The sequence below is a fragment of the Winogradskyella aurantia genome, assembly GCF_002266855.1.
Lineage (GTDB): Bacteria > Bacteroidota > Bacteroidia > Flavobacteriales > Flavobacteriaceae > Winogradskyella > Winogradskyella aurantia.
On sequence record NZ_NGJN01000006.1, the window covers coordinates 204,085 to 223,668 of the forward strand.

Here is a 19,584-nt window from a genome sequence, read left to right on the forward strand (position 1 = left end):
ATCTAACTTTTATTATGACTTTAGAAGTTGTTACTTCAAAAGAATTAACTCATGAGGACCCCGTTTTTGGTCAGTCTTCTTTTGATGATCACGAACAAATTGTTTTTTGCCAAGATAAAGATACTGGTTTAAAAGCAATAATTGGTATACACAGTACAGTTTTGGGACCAGCTTTAGGTGGTACCAGAATGTGGCACTATAATAATGAATGGGAAGCACTCAACGATGTTTTGCGCCTATCTCGAGGGATGACGTTTAAGTCAGCGATAACAGGATTAAATCTAGGTGGGGGAAAAGCAGTTATCATAGGTAATGCCAAAACACAAAAAACACCTGAACTAATGAGACGTTTTGGTGAGTTTGTGCACTCTCTAAGCGGAAAATATATCACGGCGGAAGATGTGGGTATGGAAACAGAGGATATGGATATTGTAAGGGAAGTGACACCTTATGTTACGGGCATATCTGAAAGTAAAGGGGGAGCAGGTAATCCTTCTCCAATCACAGCCTATGGTGTTTTTATGGGAATGAAAGCGGCTGCTAAATTTAAGTTTGGATCGGATATTCTTGAAGATAAAAACATATATGTTCAGGGTATTGGTAATGTTGGTGAAGCTTTAGTAGAGCATCTTGTTAACGAAGGTGCCAAAGTTACTATCGCCGATATAAGCCAAGAGCGACTTGAAGAAGTGCGTTCTAAATATGATGTTACTATTTACGGTGGTCTGGACATTTATTCGGAGCCTATGGATATTTATGCGCCATGTGCATTAGGAGCTACCATTAACGATGACACTATATACAAACTGCAAGCTAAGATTGTAGCAGGAGCCGCAAACAATCAATTAGCAGATGAAGCAAAACACGGTCGTATTTTGCAAGAAAGAGGTATTGTTTATGCACCTGATTTCCTAATTAACGCAGGTGGTATTATCAATGTGTACGCAGAACTTGAAAATTATGACAAGCAAGAAATAATGCGTAAGACTGAAAACATTTACAATACGACCTTAGAAATTTTAGACAATGCGAAAGTGAATAACCTAACCACACACAACGCAGCATTAAATATCGCTAGAGAGCGAATAGAAACGAGAAAAAGAGAAAATTCTAAATAATTTTTTTCAGAATTAAATAATAGTATTTTTGCAAGGTGAACCAATTGACGGTTCACCTTTTTTTAATAATCACTTAGACTAAAGAAGTTCTTTTAACATGCTAAATCGAAGACATATCAGAATTAAGGTGATGCAATCCCTGTATGCTTTTATGGGAACTGAAAGCGATGATCTTGTAAAAGATGAAAAGTTCTTGCTTCATAGTTTAGATGGCATGTATGATTTATACCTATCGATTTTTGCTTTACTAGGCGAACTGCATAAAAAGGGAAAAAGTTACAACGAGAAAGTTCAAAAGAAGCTTCTTAATAATTCCCCCGAAGACAAACTCAATACAAAATTTGCAGACAATCAAGTTCTTAGCCTGATCATTGGTAACTCAAAACTTCAGGAATTAATCACAAAACGAAAATTGAATTTTTGGGATCTGGACTTTGAGTATGTGGATATTATATTTAAAGAGATAAAAAACAGTGGTATATATAAGGATTATGCCAATGATGAGGTCTTTAGTTTTGAAAAGGATAAGCAATTCATCATTAATATCTACACAGAAGTCATTGCGCCCAATGAAAAGTTGTACGACTACTTTGAAGATAAGCAACTAACATGGGTTGACGATTTACCAATTGTCAACACAACTATTTTAAAGCTGCTCAGAAAATTAAAGCTTACCTCGCCTGAAACATTTCTTTTACCTGAATTATACAAGGACCACGATGATAAGATATTCGCAAAAGATCTATTAAATAAAACACGGCTTAACGATTCTAGTTTTTTAAATGAAATTTCATCAAAAACAAAAAATTGGGATACGGAACGTTTGGCGTATATAGATATGGTCTTATTAAAAATGGCACTTTGTGAGTTTCAAAAATTTCCATCCATTCCTCATAAAGTCACAATAAACGAATATCTAGAAATTGCAAAAGAATATTCAACGCCAAAGAGCAGTATTTTTATAAATGGAATTCTTGATCGAATCGTTAAAGAGTATCAATTAGAAGGGCTGTATCCAAAATCGGGCAGAGGATTATTTTAGACCCCCTAATATGTTTAAAATTCTTACAAAAAAGATTAACTGAACGATAAAAGTTTCAATTGGAATAAATTATTATTACCTTTGGCGGCTGTAATAAACAAACAATTAATAATTAAAAAACATAGCAATGAAAAAAGTAATTTTAGGATTAGGAGCATTGTGCATGATAGCATTTACGTCTTGTAAAGACAATGCAGCTAGTAAAATTAAATCTGAGAATGTAGCAGTTGCGGCGGAAAGAGATGCCAATGCTGGGGATTTTCCGGTTATAAGTTTTGATAAAACGGAACATGATTTTGGAACTATCGAAAATGGAACTCCGGTTGAAACGACATTCAAATATACCAACTCAGGTAATTCAATGCTTGTTGTGAGTAATATAAAAAGTACCTGTGGTTGTACAGTACCTTCTAATTGGACAAAAGAAGTTGCACCAGGTGAAACTGGAGAATTTACTGTGAAGTTTAACGGTAAAGGTAACGGAAATAAAGTGACCAAGTCAGTAACTATGACGACCAACACAGAGAAAGGTCAAGAAGTTGTGAAGATTATGGCTTTTGTTGAAAAAGATCCAAACGCTCCAACTAAAGCTGCAACACCTGCTGCTAATTCAATGAATCCTTTAGCTACGCCTGTAAGAAAGTCATCGACACAACCAGGCCACGAAGGTCATAACCACGATTAATAAAACATAAATGGAAGGATTAACCTCATTTTTACCCTTTATAGCCATTTTTGCGGTTATGTATTTTTTTATGATAGCGCCGCAAATGAAACGCGCTAAACAAGAAAAGAAGTTTGCGAGTGCTTTGAAGCGAGGTGATAAAATCATCACAAAAAGTGGAATGCACGGAAAGATTCTTGATTTAAATGACAAGGACAATAGTTGCGTAATCGAAACTTTAGCCGGAAAAATAAAGTTTGATCGTTCAGCTATATCAATGGAAATGAGTAAGAAGCTTAATGCTCCAGAAACAAAGAAATAAAAGACGTATTAATATCTTTTAAATCCGCTCCTACGAGCGGATTTTTTTATTTATACGACATTAGATTAGTTTTAAAACGAGCTTGATTATTAATAAGTCTCAGAAAAATCTGGCTGATTTTTTCTTGAATTGAACTCATTATTTAATGCGTCGAAGTTTCAGACATTATTTATTTTTTTTCGCGGTTAGCTCAACTATTTTACAAATTACCTCTACTGCTTTTATCATGCTTTCTACAGGCACATACTCATAGCGACCATGAAAGTTGTGTCCTCCTGCAAAAATATTTGGGCAGGGGAGTCCCATGTATGACAATTGCGAGCCATCGGTACCACCACGTATAGGTTTTATTAAAGGTTTTATGTCTAGTGATTTCATAGCTTCTTCGGCGATGTCCACAATATGTTTAACTGGCTCCACCTGTTCCTTCATGTTGTAGTATTGGTCGTTTATTTCGATAGTGAAAATTTCAGATTCATACTTTGAGTTTAAGTCTTCAGCAATTTTCTTAATTAAGGCCTTACGGGCTTCAAACTTCTCCTTATCGTGATCTCTTATGATATACTGCAACTTGGTATCTTCAACCTTACCTTCAATTTTCGTAAGATGGAAAAAGCCCTCATATCCTTCTGTATGCTCAGGTGTTTCAAGTCTGGGAAGGGCGTTGATGAATTCCGTGGCATAGTACATGCTATTCACCATTTTTCCTTTGGCATAGCCTGGATGCACAATTTTTCCTTTGACGTTTACAATAGCCTCTGCGGCATTAAAATTTTCATATTCTAGTTCTCCCACTTGACTACCATCCATGGTATAAGCCCAATCTGCGCCAAATTTTTCCACGTCAAATTTATGGGCGCCACGTCCAATTTCTTCGTCTGGAGTAAAACCAACCTTAATATCACCGTGCTTAATTTCTGGATGGTTGATTAGATATTCCATAGCCGTTACTATTTCTGTTATTCCGGCTTTGTCATCAGCCCCAAGTAATGTAGTACCATCGGTTGTTATTAAGGTCTGACCTTTATAGAGCAATAAGTCCTCAAAATAATTTGGCGATAAAACAATTCCTTTTTCCTTATTGAGAATAATATCCTTACCATCATAGTTTTCTATGATTTGTGGCTTAACGTTGGCACCCGTAAAATCAGGAGATGTATCAAAATGGGCTATAAAGCCAATGGTAGGCACCTTGTGGTCTACGTTGCTCGGTAAGGTTGCCATGATATAGGCGTTGTCATCAATTGACACATCACTCATACCTATCGCATTTAATTCATCTACCAACTTGTTGGCCAAATCCCATTGTTTTATGGTACTGGGTGTAGTGTTAGAATTAGGGTCTGATTCTGTATCGATGGTAACATAGCTTATAAATCTGCGGATAATTGATTGCATAATATCTTGTATTTATGTAGGGAAAAATACCATGTTTGGCTGATAAATTTAGGCATAATTTGAACTTTTTTTAAAATATAAATTACATTAGCATTTCATTAACGTATTAAGACTATGCGTCACACTTTCCTTATAATTGCTTTAACCTTCAGTATTTGTCTACTAAACGCTCAAAAAAGCACTTTTAATATCGGATTTTTACTAGACAATACTAATTCTGAAATAGACTCTTTATTAAACCATTTGGAGGATGAAATTACGGCAGTTGTAGGTGAGGATGCCGTGGTAAGCTTTTCGAAAACTAATCGGTTGGTTAATAATTTTGATAAAGCCATCGCCACGAAAAATTACGAACAGTATCTAGAAGGAGATATTGACATCATTATTGCCTTTGGGATTGTAAACAATGCAACGCTTTATAAACGACAGAATTATCCAAAGCCTACCATAGTATTCGGATTATTAAGTACTGAATTACTTCAGGAAATTGAATTGAAAGAAGATATTGAAAATTACATTTCAATAGTAACTACCCAATCTTACCGGGAAGATTTAGAATATCTGATTGAGTTGGCTAAACCAAAACGGATTGGCGTTGTACTTGAAGCCGGTTATTTAACAAGTTCGCCTGTTGAATCCATCTTTGATAAAATAGGAACTGATTTACAATTTGAACCAAAATTTATTCCCTTTGAAAAATTCGAAGATATTACTGCAAATCTAGATGATATTGATGCCCTTTATCTTGCCGGGGGTTATTATTTGGAAAGTGATGAAATAAGAGAATTGGCAGAGCTTTTAATTGAAAAAAAGATACCTTCATTTACGGCCAATCCAATAAATGATGTTGAGAATGGTATTTTGGCTACAAACCATGACAAGGCCTCGCTAGAACAATTCTTTAGACGTATAGCGCTCGCTGTGGAGACAATAGTTAATGGTAACACCATGGAAGGTTTAGGTGTGAGGTTAGAAACCAATAAAGCACTAACTATCAATTATAACACCGCCGACCGCATAGGCTTGCCTTTAAAGTATAGCTTAATAGCAACAACTGATTTTATTGGTGACCCAAAGAAAAAGGTCGCTGATAAGACTTATAATTTGGTCGCTGTTATGCAAGAGGCAATAATTGAAAATTTACAACTAGAAACCTTTAGACAAGATATTGAACTTACAGATAAAGATGTTCAATTGAGTAAAAGTGAATATTTGCCCGATGTGTCTGCTAATGCTGCTGGTAATTATACCGACCCTGCTATAGCTGAGTTAGGGTTTGGTCAAACACCAGAAGTTCAGACCATTGGTAATGTGGGTTTAAATCAGTTGGTATTTTCGAATGCGGCTAATGCAAATATTACCATACAGAGAGCTTTAAGGGATGCTCAACAAGAGAATTATAATAGCGAAGAATTAAATACTGTTTTCAGTGCTGCCCAAGCTTACTTTACCGCTTTAATTTTAAAGGCAAACCTCAGCATTCAGAACCAAAACCTTGGATTAACCAAGTATAATTTAAAAATAGCCGAAGAAAATTACGAAGCAGGTCAAGCAGGTAAGTCTGATGTGTTGAGGTTTAGGTCAGAAATGGCCCAGAATACTCAACAAATGGTGGAGGCTGTAAACCAACTGGAGCAGGCTTTTTACAATCTAAATTTTATTTTGAATAATCCGATAGAATCTAAAATTGATGTTGAGGAAGCTGAACTTTTAGAAGGTGTTTTTGAAAACTACAATTATAAACAGTTAGGTACATTTTTAGATGACCCTACATTAAGACTGCCATTTGTTAAGTTTTTGGTACAAGAGGCGATGAACAATGCACCTGAGCTAAAGGTATTAGATTATAATTTAGAAGCCACCAAGCGATCAGAACGCTTATTTGGTGCTGGACGATTTTTGCCAACTGTTGCATTGCAAGGACAGTATAATTATGAATTTAGTCGATCTGGAGTTGGTTCAACATTCCTAGGTGGAAGAACTAGGCCAAAAGATTTCTACACCTTTGGCCTCAATGTTACATTGCCTATTTTCAACCAAAACAAACAGAACATCAATCAACAGATTGCAGAGATTCAAACAAAGCAACTCAACGTTAGCAAGGACAATTTGAAATTAAATATTGAAAAAAATATTAATGATGCCGTACTCAATATCATTAACCAAATATCCAATATCCAACTTTCAAAAGTATTTGAAGAAACCGCAAAAGAAGCTTTAGAATTAACGCAAACGTCTTATGCCAGTGGAGCTGTAAATATTGTGCAGCTTTTAGACGCTCAGAATAATTACTTGCAAGCGCAGTTGGCTAGCGCAAATGCAACCTACAATTATTTACTAACCTCGTTACAATTAGAACGATTTTTAGGTACATTTTTTCTATTACAAACAGAGGGAGAACGCGACGATTTTAGAAAGCGTTTTTTAGAGTTTACGCAATCAAATAACGACTAATCATATAACTATGAACATACAACAATACCTGACCTTAAGTTGCCTTCTTATTCTAATGGTGTCTTGTAAAGATAAAGAAGCACCTCAAGAAAAACTTGTTAGACCCGTAAAATATGAGAAGGTCACTTATTTAGGAGGCGACAAAAGCAGGGTTTTTAGTGGTACAGCTAAAACCGAAAAAATCATAAATCTTAGCTTTAGGAGTAGTGGTATCATTACCATGCTAGATATGAAGTTGGGCCAGAAAGTAAAGAAAGGTCAGCTTCTGGGAAAATTAGATAATGTGTCTGCACGGCTAAATTACGAGTCGGCCATTGAGCAGAAAAATAGTTCTGAATCTCAAATGAATACGGCAAAGCTCAATTTAAATCGGGTAAGAAAGCTCTATGAAAAAGGAAGTGCTTCCTTAAGCGATTACGAAGATGCCAAGAACTCATATCGAACGGCTGTTGCCAGTTTTGAATCAGCAAAGCGAAGTGTAGCCATTCAACAAGACCAAATTCAATTTGGCTATCTCTATGCACCAGAGGATGGTGCTATTGCTTCGGTGATTGCAGAGATTGATGAAAATGTATCACCGGGACAGCAAATAGCGGTCTTAAATGCAGGGTCTGCAATAGAGATAAGCTTAGGGATTCCGGAATCTGTAATAAATGCGGTTAAAAAGGATATGATAGTTATGGTAGATTTTACAGCCATACCTAATGAAAAGTTTGAAGCCGTTGTTACAGAGGTTGCTCCTGCATTGGATGTAAATACATCCACATATCCTGTAACCGTTCAAATTAAAGATTCAGACGAACGCATAAAAAGCGGAATGGCCTCAAATGTATTTTTTGAATTTAAGGAAGATTCTGTCACCGAGAGGGTTATAGTGGTTCCGGCTAGTGCTGTTGGTGAAAACTCAGAGGGTAGATTTGTATTTTTAGTTGAAGATGAGGGAGACAAAACAATGGTTAAAAAGCACACCATTGAAATCGGGGAATTAACACCTCAGGGATTTGAGGTGAAAAAAGGACTCAAAAAAGGACAAAAAGTAGCTACGGCTGGCTTACAGACTTTACTTGACGGGCAAGAGGTAAAATTAAAATAAGGTAAATGAATTTAGCAGAGTTTTCAATAAATAGAAATCGTATTACATTTACTGTACTTGCCACTATAATCTTAATGGGCTTAGTGATGTATCAGTCTCTTTCAAGGGATAGTATGCCACCATATACGGTAAGGGTAGCCACTATTGTATCTTCATTTCCAGGGTCGAGCCCCGAGCGGGTTGAACAACTGGTAACGGACAAAGTAGAAAAGGTTACTCAAGAATTACCAGAGCTAAAGGAAGTAACAAGTACCTCTCGGTCAGGTTTGTCAGTAGTTACGGTTGAGCTAAAAGACGAAGTTAAGCCTGAAGATTTACAGGCGGTTTGGGACCGTTTAAGGCGAAAGCTAGAAAAAATACAAGGACTTCCGGAAGGTGTAAAACCCGATTTAGATGACGATGGTATTGGAGAGGTTTTTGGCATTGCAGTGGGCTTAATAACAGATGGGTTTTCATATGCTGAAGCTAAAGATTATGTCGATGATATTAAAGATGACCTTATAAAACTTGATTTAGCTGCTAAGGTTGAACTGGGAGGTGTTCAAGATGAACGTGTTTTTGTAGAGTTCGATAATTCTAGATTAAAGGAATATGGTCTATCCTCTTCAAAGCTTCAAAGCATTATTGGATCTACGAATATTCTGAGTTCTGGAGGTCAAGTAAATCTTGGGAACGAACGCATTATATTAGAACCTACAGGAAACTTCAATTCAGTAAAAGAAATTGAGCGTATGCTCGTACCTGTTGGCGATGGCAGCCAATTGGTTTATCTAGGAGATATAACCACCGTGGTTAAAGGCTATATAGACCCGCCTAGCCAGGTAGTGACAGTAAATGGACAAAAAGCGATTTCACTTCATATTAGCCTAAAAACGGGCGCAAATATTATTCAATTGGGAGAGGATATAGATTCCGTACTAAATGAATGGAGAGAGCGCTTACCCGTAGGATTGGAGTTAAAACGCCTATCCTCTTTAGATTCCTATATTGATAATAAGATTAGTGACTTTATTGTCAATCTTATTCAATCTATAGTTATAGTATTAGTGGTGATGCTTATTTTTCTTGGTATAAGAACAGGAGGTATTATTGCAAGCCTCATTCCTATGGTAACGATTATGACACTAATGCTCATGGGTGTTCTAGATATGGGATTAAATCAGGTTACGCTTGCTGCTTTAATTATGGCTCTTGGTATGATGGTAGATAATGCTATCGTTGTGGCTGAAACCATTATGGTAAAAATGGAAAATGGCATTGAAGCAAAAAAAGCTGCAGTAGATGCCTGTGGCGAATTGTTTACGCCATTATTAATATCAACATTAACCACGTCTGCTGCATTTTTGGCATTTTATTTAGCAGAATCTACAATGGGAGATATTGTAGGGCCAATTTTTGTGGTAATCTCCTTGGCACTCTTGTCTTCCTGGATTTTAGCCCTAACGGTTATAACCTTACTTTGTTTTCTTTTCCTTAAGATTACACCCAAAGGGGATAAAAAACCAAGTTTTATAGACAGGATAATTGAAAAGTTAAAAGGCTATTACAAAGATCTCATTTTACTGGCATTATCATATAAGCGTCTTGTATTGATAGGAATATTGGCTTGTTTTATACTTTCCTTATACGGTTTTGGTTTTATTCCTTTTATTTTTTTTCCGGACAGTGATAGAAATATGGTAACTGTAGATATTAATTTACCGCAAGGGACGCGGATTGAGGCTACCCAAAGGTTGATTGCGGATATGGAAGATTATATCGTTAGTGATCTTTTGGTTAATGAAAATAGACCTAATGGAATAAAAGACTGGTCCTCTTACATTGGAGCAGGTCCTGAATCTTATGACCTCGGATATACACCAGATGAACCTGATGCCAGTTATGCACATATGCTGATAAATACATCCGACTTTGTTTACAATAATGATATTGTGGAGAGGCTAGATGAATTTAGTTTTAATAGTTTTCCTAATGCAGATATTAAGGTTGGACTCCTAGGTTCAGGTGGTGGTGGAACGCCTATTGAAATTAAAGTTTCTGGTAAAAATCCAGACCAGTTAGCAATTTTATCAGAATCAGTTAAGCAGAAGTTAACATCAATTTCTGGGACTAAAAATGTTAAGGATGATTGGGGTCCAAAAACTAAGAAGTTTGTAGTTAGGATAGATCAAAATAAAGCGCAATTAGCTGGGATTTCGAGTGCCGATATAGCAACATCCTTGCAAACAGTTCTCGATGGTTTTAAAACTGGTGAATATAGGGAAGATGATAAGTCAATTCCTATTATGATGCGAGGAAATGAAAGCCAGCAACAAACTTTGGCGTCCATAGAAACGTTGAATATCTATGCGCAAAATTCTGGTAAAAGTGTGCCCTTGCTGCAAGTTGCTAGCATAGAACCGCAATGGCAGTATGCTAAAATCAAACGATTAGATATTGATCGCACTATTGTAATTAGTAGTGAGTTAAATACAGACGGAAACGCCTCTGCTATTATGAAAGAAGTTACTCCTTGGATTGAAGAGGTTTCAAAAACATGGCCAGAAGGGTATACCTATAAATTTGGTGGTGACGCCGAAAATACCGCAGAGAATATGGGAGCCGTTTTGGGCTATTTGCCTTTGTCTGGCTTTATAATCATATTGTTATTGATTATTCAGTTTAATTCGGTCAGAAAAACAATTATGGTTGCCTCAACCATTCCATTGGGAATTATAGGCGTAGTTATTGGTTTATTGATTTTTCAACAACCCTTCGGATTTATGCCGTTTTTAGGTGTGATTTCATTGGCAGGTATAGTAATTAATAATGCCATTGTTTTAATCGACAGAATTCAAATTGAAGAAACTGAAATTAACAGACCTATACAAGATGCTATTATTGCTGCCTGTCTTCAGCGATTCAGACCTATTTTGTTAGCCACATTTACAACGGTTCTCGGTCTTATCCCATTATATTTAAGCGGTGGTGATATGTGGGAAGGTATGGCCGTAAGTATTATGATTGGATTATTGTTTGGTACTGTAATCACGCTACTTTTCATTCCTTCATTTTATAGTGTACTGTTTAAGGTCTCTTATAAGGATTACACATTTAACGAGTCAATTTTAAAGGAAACCTAATTCTTGATTACCAAGCTCTATCCATATCGATTCGAGATGTTTCTTATAACACTATTCGCTATTTTATTTGGCTCATTATTTGTGCCAAATATCTGGTTTGAGAATTGGGTTTCTCCAATTTTGCTAATTTCTAACTTAGCAATAGGAGTTGTTTTAGTATCCAAGAAGAGATTTTTGTACATAGTTTTGTTAGTGTTATTAATTCTAACTTTTTTAATACAAGTTAGGGATGCTTTTACAGAAACCCTTAACACATCCTTAAGCCTCCTTAAATTAGCGTGTTACTTTTTGTTTTATGCTATAGTCTCGCTTGAAATCATCAAACAGGTAGCTAAAGCAAAGAGTATAAAGAGCAATGTAATCTTGGGTTTGATTAGTGGTTACATTTCCCTAGGGTTACTGGCTTTTTTCATGTTTCTCACCATTGAAATAATTGAGCCAAATTCGTTTTCTGGATTAGTGTTGGAGGTAGATGCAAATTTGAATCTTAAAGAACAGCTACTTTATTTTAGCTACGTAACTTTATTAACTATTGGTTACGGTGAAATTGTACCAGTTTCAGAATTGGCTCAGAAAGGAGCTATATTAGTGGCATTAATTGGGCAATTTTATTTAGTCATCCTTACTGCTATCGTGGTAGGAAAATATATTAATCAACAATCAGAATAATTTAATTTTAAAACTCTTGATATGAGAACTTCACAACTAGTATTAACGATTATTTGTTTTTGTATAACCGCATTGAGTTTAGCTCAAAAATCTCAGAAACAAATTAATTTAGAAAAGAATCGGGTTCAAATTTTTAATGATGAAGAGCGCGCTAATGTTCAATATCATTTTTATGAGAAAACCCAAGATTTAAAATTGAGTGATAAGGTTGAAGCAGAATATTATAGGATTATTGTTTATTATGTTTATGATATGGCTCGATTAGATGACAAAGATCAAGATAATACCGATGGGGAGATTAGAACCAAAATGAAAGCTCTTGTCAAGAAAATGGATAAGGAGGTAAAACCGATTTTAAGCCCTGAGCAGTATAAAATGCACCAACAAAACTTTAGGGATGTACTTCAAAGTGCATACAGAGCCCGTAATTGGGAGTGGGATATGGATTAAACCATATTATTACTCTTTAAACTGTAGCGTTTTTACTTTTCCCGCCCGCATAACAGTTATTTCAAACTTAGGATTATCTGTTAAGTTTTTCGCAAATTCACTCAGTTCAACTAGGGTGGAATCATCTAGATGAAACTTGATATCATTAAAACTTAAGATAATATCTCCACCTAGAATTAATTTTTTTCCGTTGATAAGAGCTTCCGTATTTCCTCCTTTTACGCCCATTCTACCGAAGATGGAAGAAGAGGATACGCGTTGAACAAGAAGGCCATGTTTTTGAGGGAGATTAAAAATTTTTGCTTCATTTTCTGACAAGGAATGCATGTCTGCACCAAACCATGGCATATTGTTGTTTATAAGTAGTTTTAAGGCAAGATTTGAACTGCTTGCGTAACCAATTCCATCAAATCCGCCAAACTGAGTGGTTATATAACTTACAATACCAACAACTTCACCTTTTAAATTAAACATTGGACCACCAGAGTTCCCTTGATTGATAGCCGCATCTGTTTGAATAAATTCGGTTGTTGTAAAGGGGTTTTTACCTAGATTAGTCCTTCTAAAACTGCTCACGTATCCAGAAGATAGGGATGATGTTAATCCGTACGGCGAACCAACAATGAAAATTTGTTCTCCTATTTTGAGTTCATCAGAATTTCCTAATTCAACAGTAACCGGGTTAAACCTTGGTCTAAATAGCTCAAGTAATGCGATATCTGCAGATTTATATGAGGAGACTACTTTAGCTGGGATAACTTCGCCATCTTCAAACTGGACCTGTAATCTTTCGGGCACCTTGACTACATGTGCTGCAGTTATAATGTGTTTATCGGAAATCATAAAACCAGACCCAAGACCATTCTGGTCAACTTGCTTACTTTGGTTGTTTGCTGTAGTTAGAATGTCTTTTTCTGTTGTAAAAATAACTACAACAGCAGGACTCACTTTTTCATATAATCCCGAAAGGTCTTGAGCGGAAAGTCCGTTTAAGAAATAGGCTAAGGTTAGAATTACGACAAATGATTTTCTCATTTCGAAAAAAAATTAAATTTTAATTAAGATTTATAATTACAAAAAGCCTTAAACAACGTTTAAGGCTTTTTGTAATTTTCAAAGGTATTATTTTTTAAATGTTATCACGGGTAATTTAGAATGATTTACCAAATCTTCAGATATGCTGCCACCAAAGAAATGACTTAATCCCGTTCTTCCGTGGGTAATCATAGCCAAAGCATCAGCATTAACACGTTTGGCATAATTCATTACGCCATCTTCCACATTATGGTCTGATGTAAGTGCAATATTATCTCTTATATGCTCTAGTTTGCCAAGCTTAATAAATTCTTCAACTTGCTCATTAATTTCATCGGTACTCATAAAACTTAAGTTAGGTAAGTTAATATGGAGTAGAGTCACTTTTGAACCGAGTTCTTTTAGTGCGCCTAATGCCACCTTAACAGCGGGAATGCTATCCTCTTCAAAATCGGTAGCTAAAACAATATTTTCAAAATTTACTGAAGATGGTTTAGATTTCACAACTAAAACAGGTGTATTGCTATAACGCACCACTTTTTCAGTATTGGAGCCTGTAAAAATTCCATCATAATCGCTATGTCCTCTAGAACCAATAACCACCAAATCGGCGTCTACATCCTTGGCCACTTCAGATACTTCCTTTAGAACTTTATGGTGTTTAATCATTGGAGTAACAGTTAGGTCCTCCAAATAGGGTTTATCTAAAAAATCTTCGAAATTCTTATTGGCTACCATCAACATAAATGCCATTTCCTCACTTTTTTCTGAGCTCGATGATGTAAAAATAGATTCAGATAGTTCAAGCATGTGCATCACAATTAATTCTGAATTATGTTCTTTGGCTAGGGCAGCTGCAGTTTCTAGGGCGTATTCTGAATGTAATGAGAAATCTACAGGAATTATAATTTTTTTCATAATGTCTTTTGATTTAATTATTGGCTTAAAGGTAAACAATTGACAATAATTAAATAATGACAAATGACAGTTAATGTTAAAATTATACTGCCGTTTGAATCCTAAAATCCATACGGGATGCTTATTTTTGCATAGCAAATAAGAGCTCATGTACAAAGCACTAATCCGCCCAATTTTATTTCAATTCGACCCTGAAAACGTCCATCATTTTACCTTTAGTTTAATTAGGATTTTGTTTAAGCTCCCTGGTGTTAAAAGCTTATTTAAAAAACTCTATGTTGTTGATGATAAATCGTTAGAGCGCCAAGTATTTGGATTGACTTTCAAGAATCCTGTTGGTCTCGCAGCGGGTTTTGACAAAGATGCTAAGCTTTACAATGAGCTATCAAATTTTGGATTTGGGTTTATAGAAATTGGAACATTAACTCCAAAACCACAGGAGGGCAATCCCAAAAAACGATTATTTAGACTTAAGGAAGACGCTGCGATTATTAACAGAATGGGTTTTAATAATGGTGGCGTTTTGGAAGCTGTAGCACGTCTTAAAAAAAATAAAGGGGTATTAATAGGGGGTAACATAGGAAAGAACAAGGTGACCCCTAACGAAACTGCTGTAGAAGACTATGAAATCTGTTTTAAGGCCTTGTTTGACTATGTGGACTATTTTGTGGTAAATGTGAGTTCCCCGAATACGCCTAACCTAAGGGAATTACAGGATAAGGAGCCATTAACTAAATTATTGAAGCAGTTACAAGTCTTAAATTTTCAAAAAGAAAAAAGCAAACCTATTCTACTAAAAATCGCACCAGATTTAACGGATGAACAACTTTTAGATATTATTGATATTGTCTCTGAAACAAAAATAGATGGTGTTATAGCCACCAATACCACCATTTCTAGGGAAGGTCTTCGAAGTGAAAATAAAGAGGAAATAGGTGGATTAAGCGGGAAACCATTAAAACAGCGTTCTACAGAGGTAATAAGATTTTTAAGTGAAAAGAGCAATAAAGCATTTCCAATAATCGGAGTAGGCGGTATAAATTCTTCTGAAGATGCTATGGAAAAGATTGAAGCTGGAGCCGACCTTGTCCAGGTCTACACAGGGTTTGTTTATGAAGGTCCCGCTTTGATAAAACAAATAAACAAAGCTTTACTTAATTATAGAAAGTGAGCGTTGAAACACTTATAGCATTCGTTGGAGCTACAACCCTACTTGCAATTTCTCCTGGGCCTGATAATATTTATGTTTTAATTCAGAGTTTGACCAATGGAAAAGCATCCGGATTGGCAACCGTCTCGGGTTTAATAACGGGCTGTATAATACATACAACGTTGTTGGCATTTGGTGTGTCTGCCATTATTAAGGAAAACGACACTATTTTTTTTGGTATTAAGGTGTTTGGTGCTATATACTTACTATTTCTTGCTTACAAGGTCTACAGGTCTGATTCCAATATTGATTTTGATTCTGGCCAAGCCCCTAGAAAAAGTTATAAGGGATTATTTATTCAAGGGTTTTTTATGAATGTCTTAAACCCAAAGGTCACCATTTTCTTTTTGGCGTTTTTCCCTGGGTTTTTATTCAGTGAAGAGTTAAGTACGATTTGGCAATTCTATATCCTTGGTGGTATTTTTATGGTGGTGTCTTTTGTTATTTTTTCAGCGATTGCACTTTTGGCGGGTCAAATTAAAACCTATACCATGAGTCATAAAAATTCTAGCCTTGTATTTAAATGGCTTCAAATAGTGGTATTTATTGGTATTGCTATTTTTATCTTGTTGTAGTAACTCAATCTAAAAATCAAATACTAAAATCAATAAATAATTCTTGTATATAGTATCTTTGAGGCAATGAATAGTACGGTAAAACTTATAGAGTGCCCACGCGATGCCATGCAAGGCATAAAGGACTTTATTCCTACAGATAAAAAAGTACAATACATCCAATCATTATTGCGTGTGGGTTTTGATACTATAGATTTTGGAAGTTTTGTTTCGCCTAAGGCTATACCGCAAATGGTAGATACCGCTGAGGTACTCTCTAAGTTAGATTTAAGTAAAACCGAAAGCAAACTTCTGGCAATTATTGCCAACACTAGGGGAGCTAAAGATGCCGCTCAACATAATGAAATCAATTACTTAGGATTTCCATTTTCAATTTCAGAGAATTTTCAAATGCGTAATACGCATAAAACCATAGCCCAATCTGTAGATACCCTAAAAGAGATATTGGAGATTGCGCACAAATCAAATAAGGAAGTGGTAGTCTATATCTCTATGGGATTTGGAAACCCTTATGGTGATCCTTGGAACGTGGAAATAGTAGGTGATTGGACGGAACGGCTTGCAAAAATGGGTGTAAAGATTTTATCACTGAGTGATACTATTGGAAGTTCTGATCCTGAAAATATAGATTACTTATTCTCAAACCTCATCCCTCAATATCGGGAAATTGAGTTTGGTGCACATTTACATACCACACCTTCCACTTGGTTTGAAAAGATAGATTCAGCCTACAGAGCTGGTTGCCGCAGATTTGATGGGGCTATACAAGGATTTGGTGGCTGCCCGATGGCAAAGGATGAACTCACAGGCAATATGCCAACAGAGAAAATGCTCTCGTACTTTACCCAAAAAAAAGCCCATAGCCTTAATGCCATGAGCTTTGAAAGTGCTTATAACGAAGCTACAAAAATATTCACCGTATATCATTAATTTTTTCTAATTAACCTTTAGATTTATTGTCTAAATTTCACCACTAATTCATTGGGAATTATTGGTTTACTTTAGCTCCTTGTCATCCTTGAGATTGCTCTTTTAAAATCTAAAAGGAGTTTAAAATACTTATAATCAATATATTAAAACCATATTTAAATTTAATCTAAATAAACTTTGTAGGTTTCGTTCTGGTTATTATTTTTGCACAAATTATTTATAACAAGTCTTAATAAGAATAATAAATATCAAAAATTGATTCAGAAATGAGTAAGAAGTTAGCCTTAAATTTACTAGTAGCAGGAGCCTTATTTACCTCTTGTTCAAACGATGATGGTATTCCAGTAGAACCAACATTAGATATTCCAAATGAATACATTTCTATGGATTTTGATGCCAATGTTGTAGCTGAAAACACAGTCATTAACCAGTTGACAGAACTGACTTCTGCACTAAACGATGCAGAAGCTAATGCGCAAACCTCAACCGTAGGACCGATTGATTACCCTACATCGTTATCTGCAGTAACGTTACCAAATTATAGAACTTTAGTAACCGATTGGTTAACAGAATTGGTGAGTTCAGCAAATTCAGCTGATGGATTCCAAAATCCAGGATTTGGCAATATGCCGGCAATGAATCAAGAGGGAGGTCTTTTGGGGACGCGTTTATTAGATGAGTATGGTTTGGAATTAGAGCAAATGATAGAGAAAGGTACTTTTGGTGCTGCTTTATATAATCATGCCCTAACAATTATCAATGGCGACCTTACAGATCCAGGAGTTATTGATAAATTAGTGGAAATCCATGGTACAGATATCGCTTTTAATCCATCTGAGACTACAGCTGCTGCAACTTATTCGAGAAGACGCTCTAATTTAGAGAATCAAACGGGCTTTTTCTATAACATCAAATCTAATTTAATCACGGCTAAAGCCGCCATACAAGCTGGAAGCGAATTTAATGATGTAAGAGACCAAGCGCTTGCAGATTATTTAAAGAATTGGGAACAGTCAAACTTTGCAACGGTAATATTTTATTGTAATGCAACAAAAGATCAATTGACCGCCGCTTTTGCCTTGGCAGACGGTCCAGATAAAGAAATTGCACTTGGAAACGCGATGCATGCGTACGCTGAAGGTGTTGCCTTTGCACACGGATTTAAAGGCCTATCAAACAAGATAATCACAGATGCTGAAATCGATAGTGTGTTGGAGAAATTGTTAGCAATTGAAGGGCAAAACCCACAGAGTCACAGATTTTTAAATGAGATAGAGTTATTTGCCAATTTAGATGCTGTTATTGACGATTTACAAGATATCTACGGTTTCACAGATGCCGAGGTCACTAGCTTCTTCGTAAACAATAATCCTTAATATTTAATAAAAGGCACAAAATTTTACAGAAAATTGCCTTGCAATGATTTTCTGTTAGAATAAAAAAAGAAAAAATGATGAGAGCTTTAAAACTTATTTTTCCATTTATCATGCTCTGTTGTGTTGCGATGTACAGCTGTAGTGATGAAGATTCCGACAATGGCGTAAATGTTGATAACTTTGATAGGCAGGTGATGTTGTTCAATTGGGCAGATGCCATAATTATTCCAGCTTATCAAGATTTTAATACGAAAGTGAATTCTTTAAAAGAGGCTTCCGATACTTTTGAGGCCTCACCAAATTCTGCCAATTTTAATGTACTTCGCCAAAGGTGGGAAGATGCCTACATCACATGGCAAAATGTTTCAATGTTCAATATTGGACCAGCCCAATCTAACTTTCTAAGAAGTTTTCTTAATATTTATCCGACAAATACGGTGAATATTGATGCGAACATTAATTCTGGTAACTACGCCTTACAAGACATAAATAGCAATGACGAACAAGGCTTTCCAGCTTTAGATTACTTACTTTATGGTTTAGCCGAAACAGATAGCGATATACTTCAGTTTTATACAACAAATGCAAATGCGGATAATTATTTGACGTATTTAACCGATGTTGTAAATCGTATTGATGTATTAACGAATGAAGTGGTTTCTGAATGGGAAGGAGACTACAGGGCAACCTTTGTAAACAATAGTGGCAACTCGGCAAATAGCTCAACAAATGTGCTAGTGAACGAATACATGAAATATTATGAAGTTTTTTTTAGAAATGGTAAAATAGGAACACCGGCAGGTGTATTTTCTGCAGGTATGCAAATACCAGAAAATGTAGAGGCATTTTATAAAAAAGATTTATCTAAAACGCTTTGTCTTGCAGCATTAGATGCCTTACAGAATTTTTTTAGGGGAAGCAGATATAACCAAACCTCCACTATTGAAAGTTTAGAGAGCTATTTAGATTTCTTGAACACTATGAAAAACGGTGAAGATTTATCATTACTCATCAACAATCAGTTTGATACTTCACGAGTATTGATTTCTGTACTCGATGATAATTTTTATCAGCAAATTAATTCCGATAATACAGCCATGCTTGAAGCTTTTGAAGCGCTTCAAGATAATGTGGTGTTTTTGAAATCAGATATGATGTCCGCTTTAAATATTAACATCGCGTTTGAAAGCAACGACGGAGATTAGGCT

At 35.7% G+C, this 19,584-nt stretch carries 17 protein-coding genes; 14 read left to right on the forward strand and 3 right to left on the reverse strand.

Annotated elements, in window-relative coordinates; all coding sequences use genetic code 11:
- The first annotated feature begins 14 nt into the window (after nucleotides 1-14).
- The 4 genes from CA834_RS12055 (at nucleotide 15) to yajC (ending at nucleotide 3,146) form a co-directional block, all read left to right on the forward strand.
- Entirely contained in the window at nucleotides 15-1,118 is a 1,104-nt protein-coding gene (locus CA834_RS12055) for a Glu/Leu/Phe/Val family dehydrogenase (RefSeq protein WP_094968964.1), read from the forward strand.
- Nucleotides 1,119-1,215: 97 nt separating this feature from the next.
- Nucleotides 1,216-2,160 carry a transcription antitermination factor NusB gene (nusB, locus tag CA834_RS12060; RefSeq protein WP_165764800.1) on the forward strand — a complete coding sequence of 315 codons (945 nt, stop codon included), beginning with the start codon at nucleotides 1,216-1,218 and terminating at the stop codon, nucleotides 2,158-2,160.
- Nucleotides 2,161-2,287: 127 nt separating this feature from the next.
- Entirely contained in the window at nucleotides 2,288-2,845 is a 558-nt protein-coding gene (locus tag CA834_RS12065) for a DUF1573 domain-containing protein (RefSeq protein ID WP_094968966.1), read from the forward strand.
- A gap of 10 nt (nucleotides 2,846-2,855) precedes the next feature.
- Nucleotides 2,856-3,146 carry a preprotein translocase subunit YajC gene (gene yajC / locus CA834_RS12070; RefSeq protein WP_094968967.1) on the forward strand — a complete coding sequence of 97 codons (291 nt, stop codon included), beginning with the start codon at nucleotides 2,856-2,858 and terminating at the stop codon, nucleotides 3,144-3,146.
- A gap of 165 nt (nucleotides 3,147-3,311) precedes the next feature.
- Here the strand turns inward: yajC and pepT are convergent, their stop codons facing one another.
- The gene (gene pepT / locus CA834_RS12075; protein WP_094968968.1) at nucleotides 3,312-4,544 is read right to left on the reverse strand and encodes a peptidase T; all 1,233 of its coding nucleotides are present in this window, start codon (nucleotides 4,542-4,544) and stop codon (nucleotides 3,312-3,314) included.
- 114 nt (nucleotides 4,545-4,658) lie between these two features.
- Here pepT and CA834_RS12080 point away from each other — a divergent pair, with 114 nt between their 5' ends.
- Genes CA834_RS12080 through CA834_RS12100 form a run of 5 tightly spaced genes read left to right on the forward strand, consistent with a single transcriptional unit; the run spans nucleotide 4,659 to nucleotide 12,332 of the window.
- The gene (locus CA834_RS12080) at nucleotides 4,659-6,998 is read left to right on the forward strand and encodes a TolC family protein (protein ID WP_094968969.1); all 2,340 of its coding nucleotides are present in this window, start codon (nucleotides 4,659-4,661) and stop codon (nucleotides 6,996-6,998) included.
- Between the two features lie 10 nt (nucleotides 6,999-7,008).
- Nucleotides 7,009-8,091 (forward strand): efflux RND transporter periplasmic adaptor subunit, encoded by a 1,083-nt coding sequence (locus CA834_RS12085; protein ID WP_094968970.1) that lies wholly within the window; start codon nucleotides 7,009-7,011, stop codon nucleotides 8,089-8,091.
- A gap of 5 nt (nucleotides 8,092-8,096) precedes the next feature.
- A complete protein-coding gene (locus CA834_RS12090; RefSeq protein ID WP_094968971.1) occupies nucleotides 8,097-11,213 on the forward strand; it encodes an efflux RND transporter permease subunit in 3,117 nt (1,038 codons plus the stop codon).
- 36 nt (nucleotides 11,214-11,249) lie between these two features.
- Complete coding sequence (locus CA834_RS12095; protein WP_094968972.1) at nucleotides 11,250-11,882, forward strand: ion channel; 633 nt, start codon at nucleotides 11,250-11,252, stop codon at nucleotides 11,880-11,882.
- Between the two features lie 21 nt (nucleotides 11,883-11,903).
- Entirely contained in the window at nucleotides 11,904-12,332 is a 429-nt protein-coding gene (locus CA834_RS12100) for a hypothetical protein (RefSeq protein WP_094968973.1), read from the forward strand.
- 9 nt (nucleotides 12,333-12,341) lie between these two features.
- Here CA834_RS12100 and CA834_RS12105 read toward each other — a convergent pair whose 3' ends face one another.
- Both CA834_RS12105 and CA834_RS12110 read right to left on the reverse strand, forming a co-directional pair.
- Nucleotides 12,342-13,367, reverse strand: coding sequence for a S1C family serine protease (locus CA834_RS12105; RefSeq protein ID WP_094968974.1), 1,026 nt, complete (start codon nucleotides 13,365-13,367; stop codon nucleotides 12,342-12,344).
- An 87-nt stretch (nucleotides 13,368-13,454) separates the two neighbouring features.
- Nucleotides 13,455-14,285, reverse strand: a complete 831-nt coding sequence (locus CA834_RS12110; protein ID WP_094969027.1) for a universal stress protein — start codon at nucleotides 14,283-14,285, stop codon at nucleotides 13,455-13,457.
- Between the two features lie 148 nt (nucleotides 14,286-14,433).
- Between CA834_RS12110 and CA834_RS12115 the strand changes: the two genes are divergently transcribed.
- The 5 genes from CA834_RS12115 to CA834_RS12135 all read left to right on the forward strand — a co-directional run bounded on the left by CA834_RS12115 (nucleotide 14,434) and on the right by CA834_RS12135 (nucleotide 19,581).
- On the forward strand, nucleotides 14,434-15,456 hold the full coding sequence (locus CA834_RS12115; RefSeq protein WP_094968975.1) for a quinone-dependent dihydroorotate dehydrogenase: 1,023 nt from the start codon (nucleotides 14,434-14,436) through the stop codon (nucleotides 15,454-15,456).
- A complete protein-coding gene (locus CA834_RS12120; RefSeq protein ID WP_094968976.1) occupies nucleotides 15,453-16,070 on the forward strand; it encodes a LysE family translocator in 618 nt (205 codons plus the stop codon). Before CA834_RS12115 ends, CA834_RS12120 begins: the two co-directional genes overlap by 4 nt.
- A 66-nt stretch (nucleotides 16,071-16,136) precedes the next feature.
- Entirely contained in the window at nucleotides 16,137-17,000 is an 864-nt protein-coding gene (locus CA834_RS12125) for a hydroxymethylglutaryl-CoA lyase (protein WP_094968977.1), read from the forward strand.
- A 266-nt stretch (nucleotides 17,001-17,266) separates the two neighbouring features.
- Nucleotides 17,267-18,376 carry a hypothetical protein gene (locus CA834_RS12130; protein WP_094968978.1) on the forward strand — a complete coding sequence of 370 codons (1,110 nt, stop codon included), beginning with the start codon at nucleotides 17,267-17,269 and terminating at the stop codon, nucleotides 18,374-18,376.
- A 74-nt stretch (nucleotides 18,377-18,450) separates the two neighbouring features.
- Complete coding sequence (locus CA834_RS12135; RefSeq protein ID WP_206186876.1) at nucleotides 18,451-19,581, forward strand: imelysin family protein; 1,131 nt, start codon at nucleotides 18,451-18,453, stop codon at nucleotides 19,579-19,581.
- Nucleotides 19,582-19,584 lie beyond the last annotated feature (3 nt).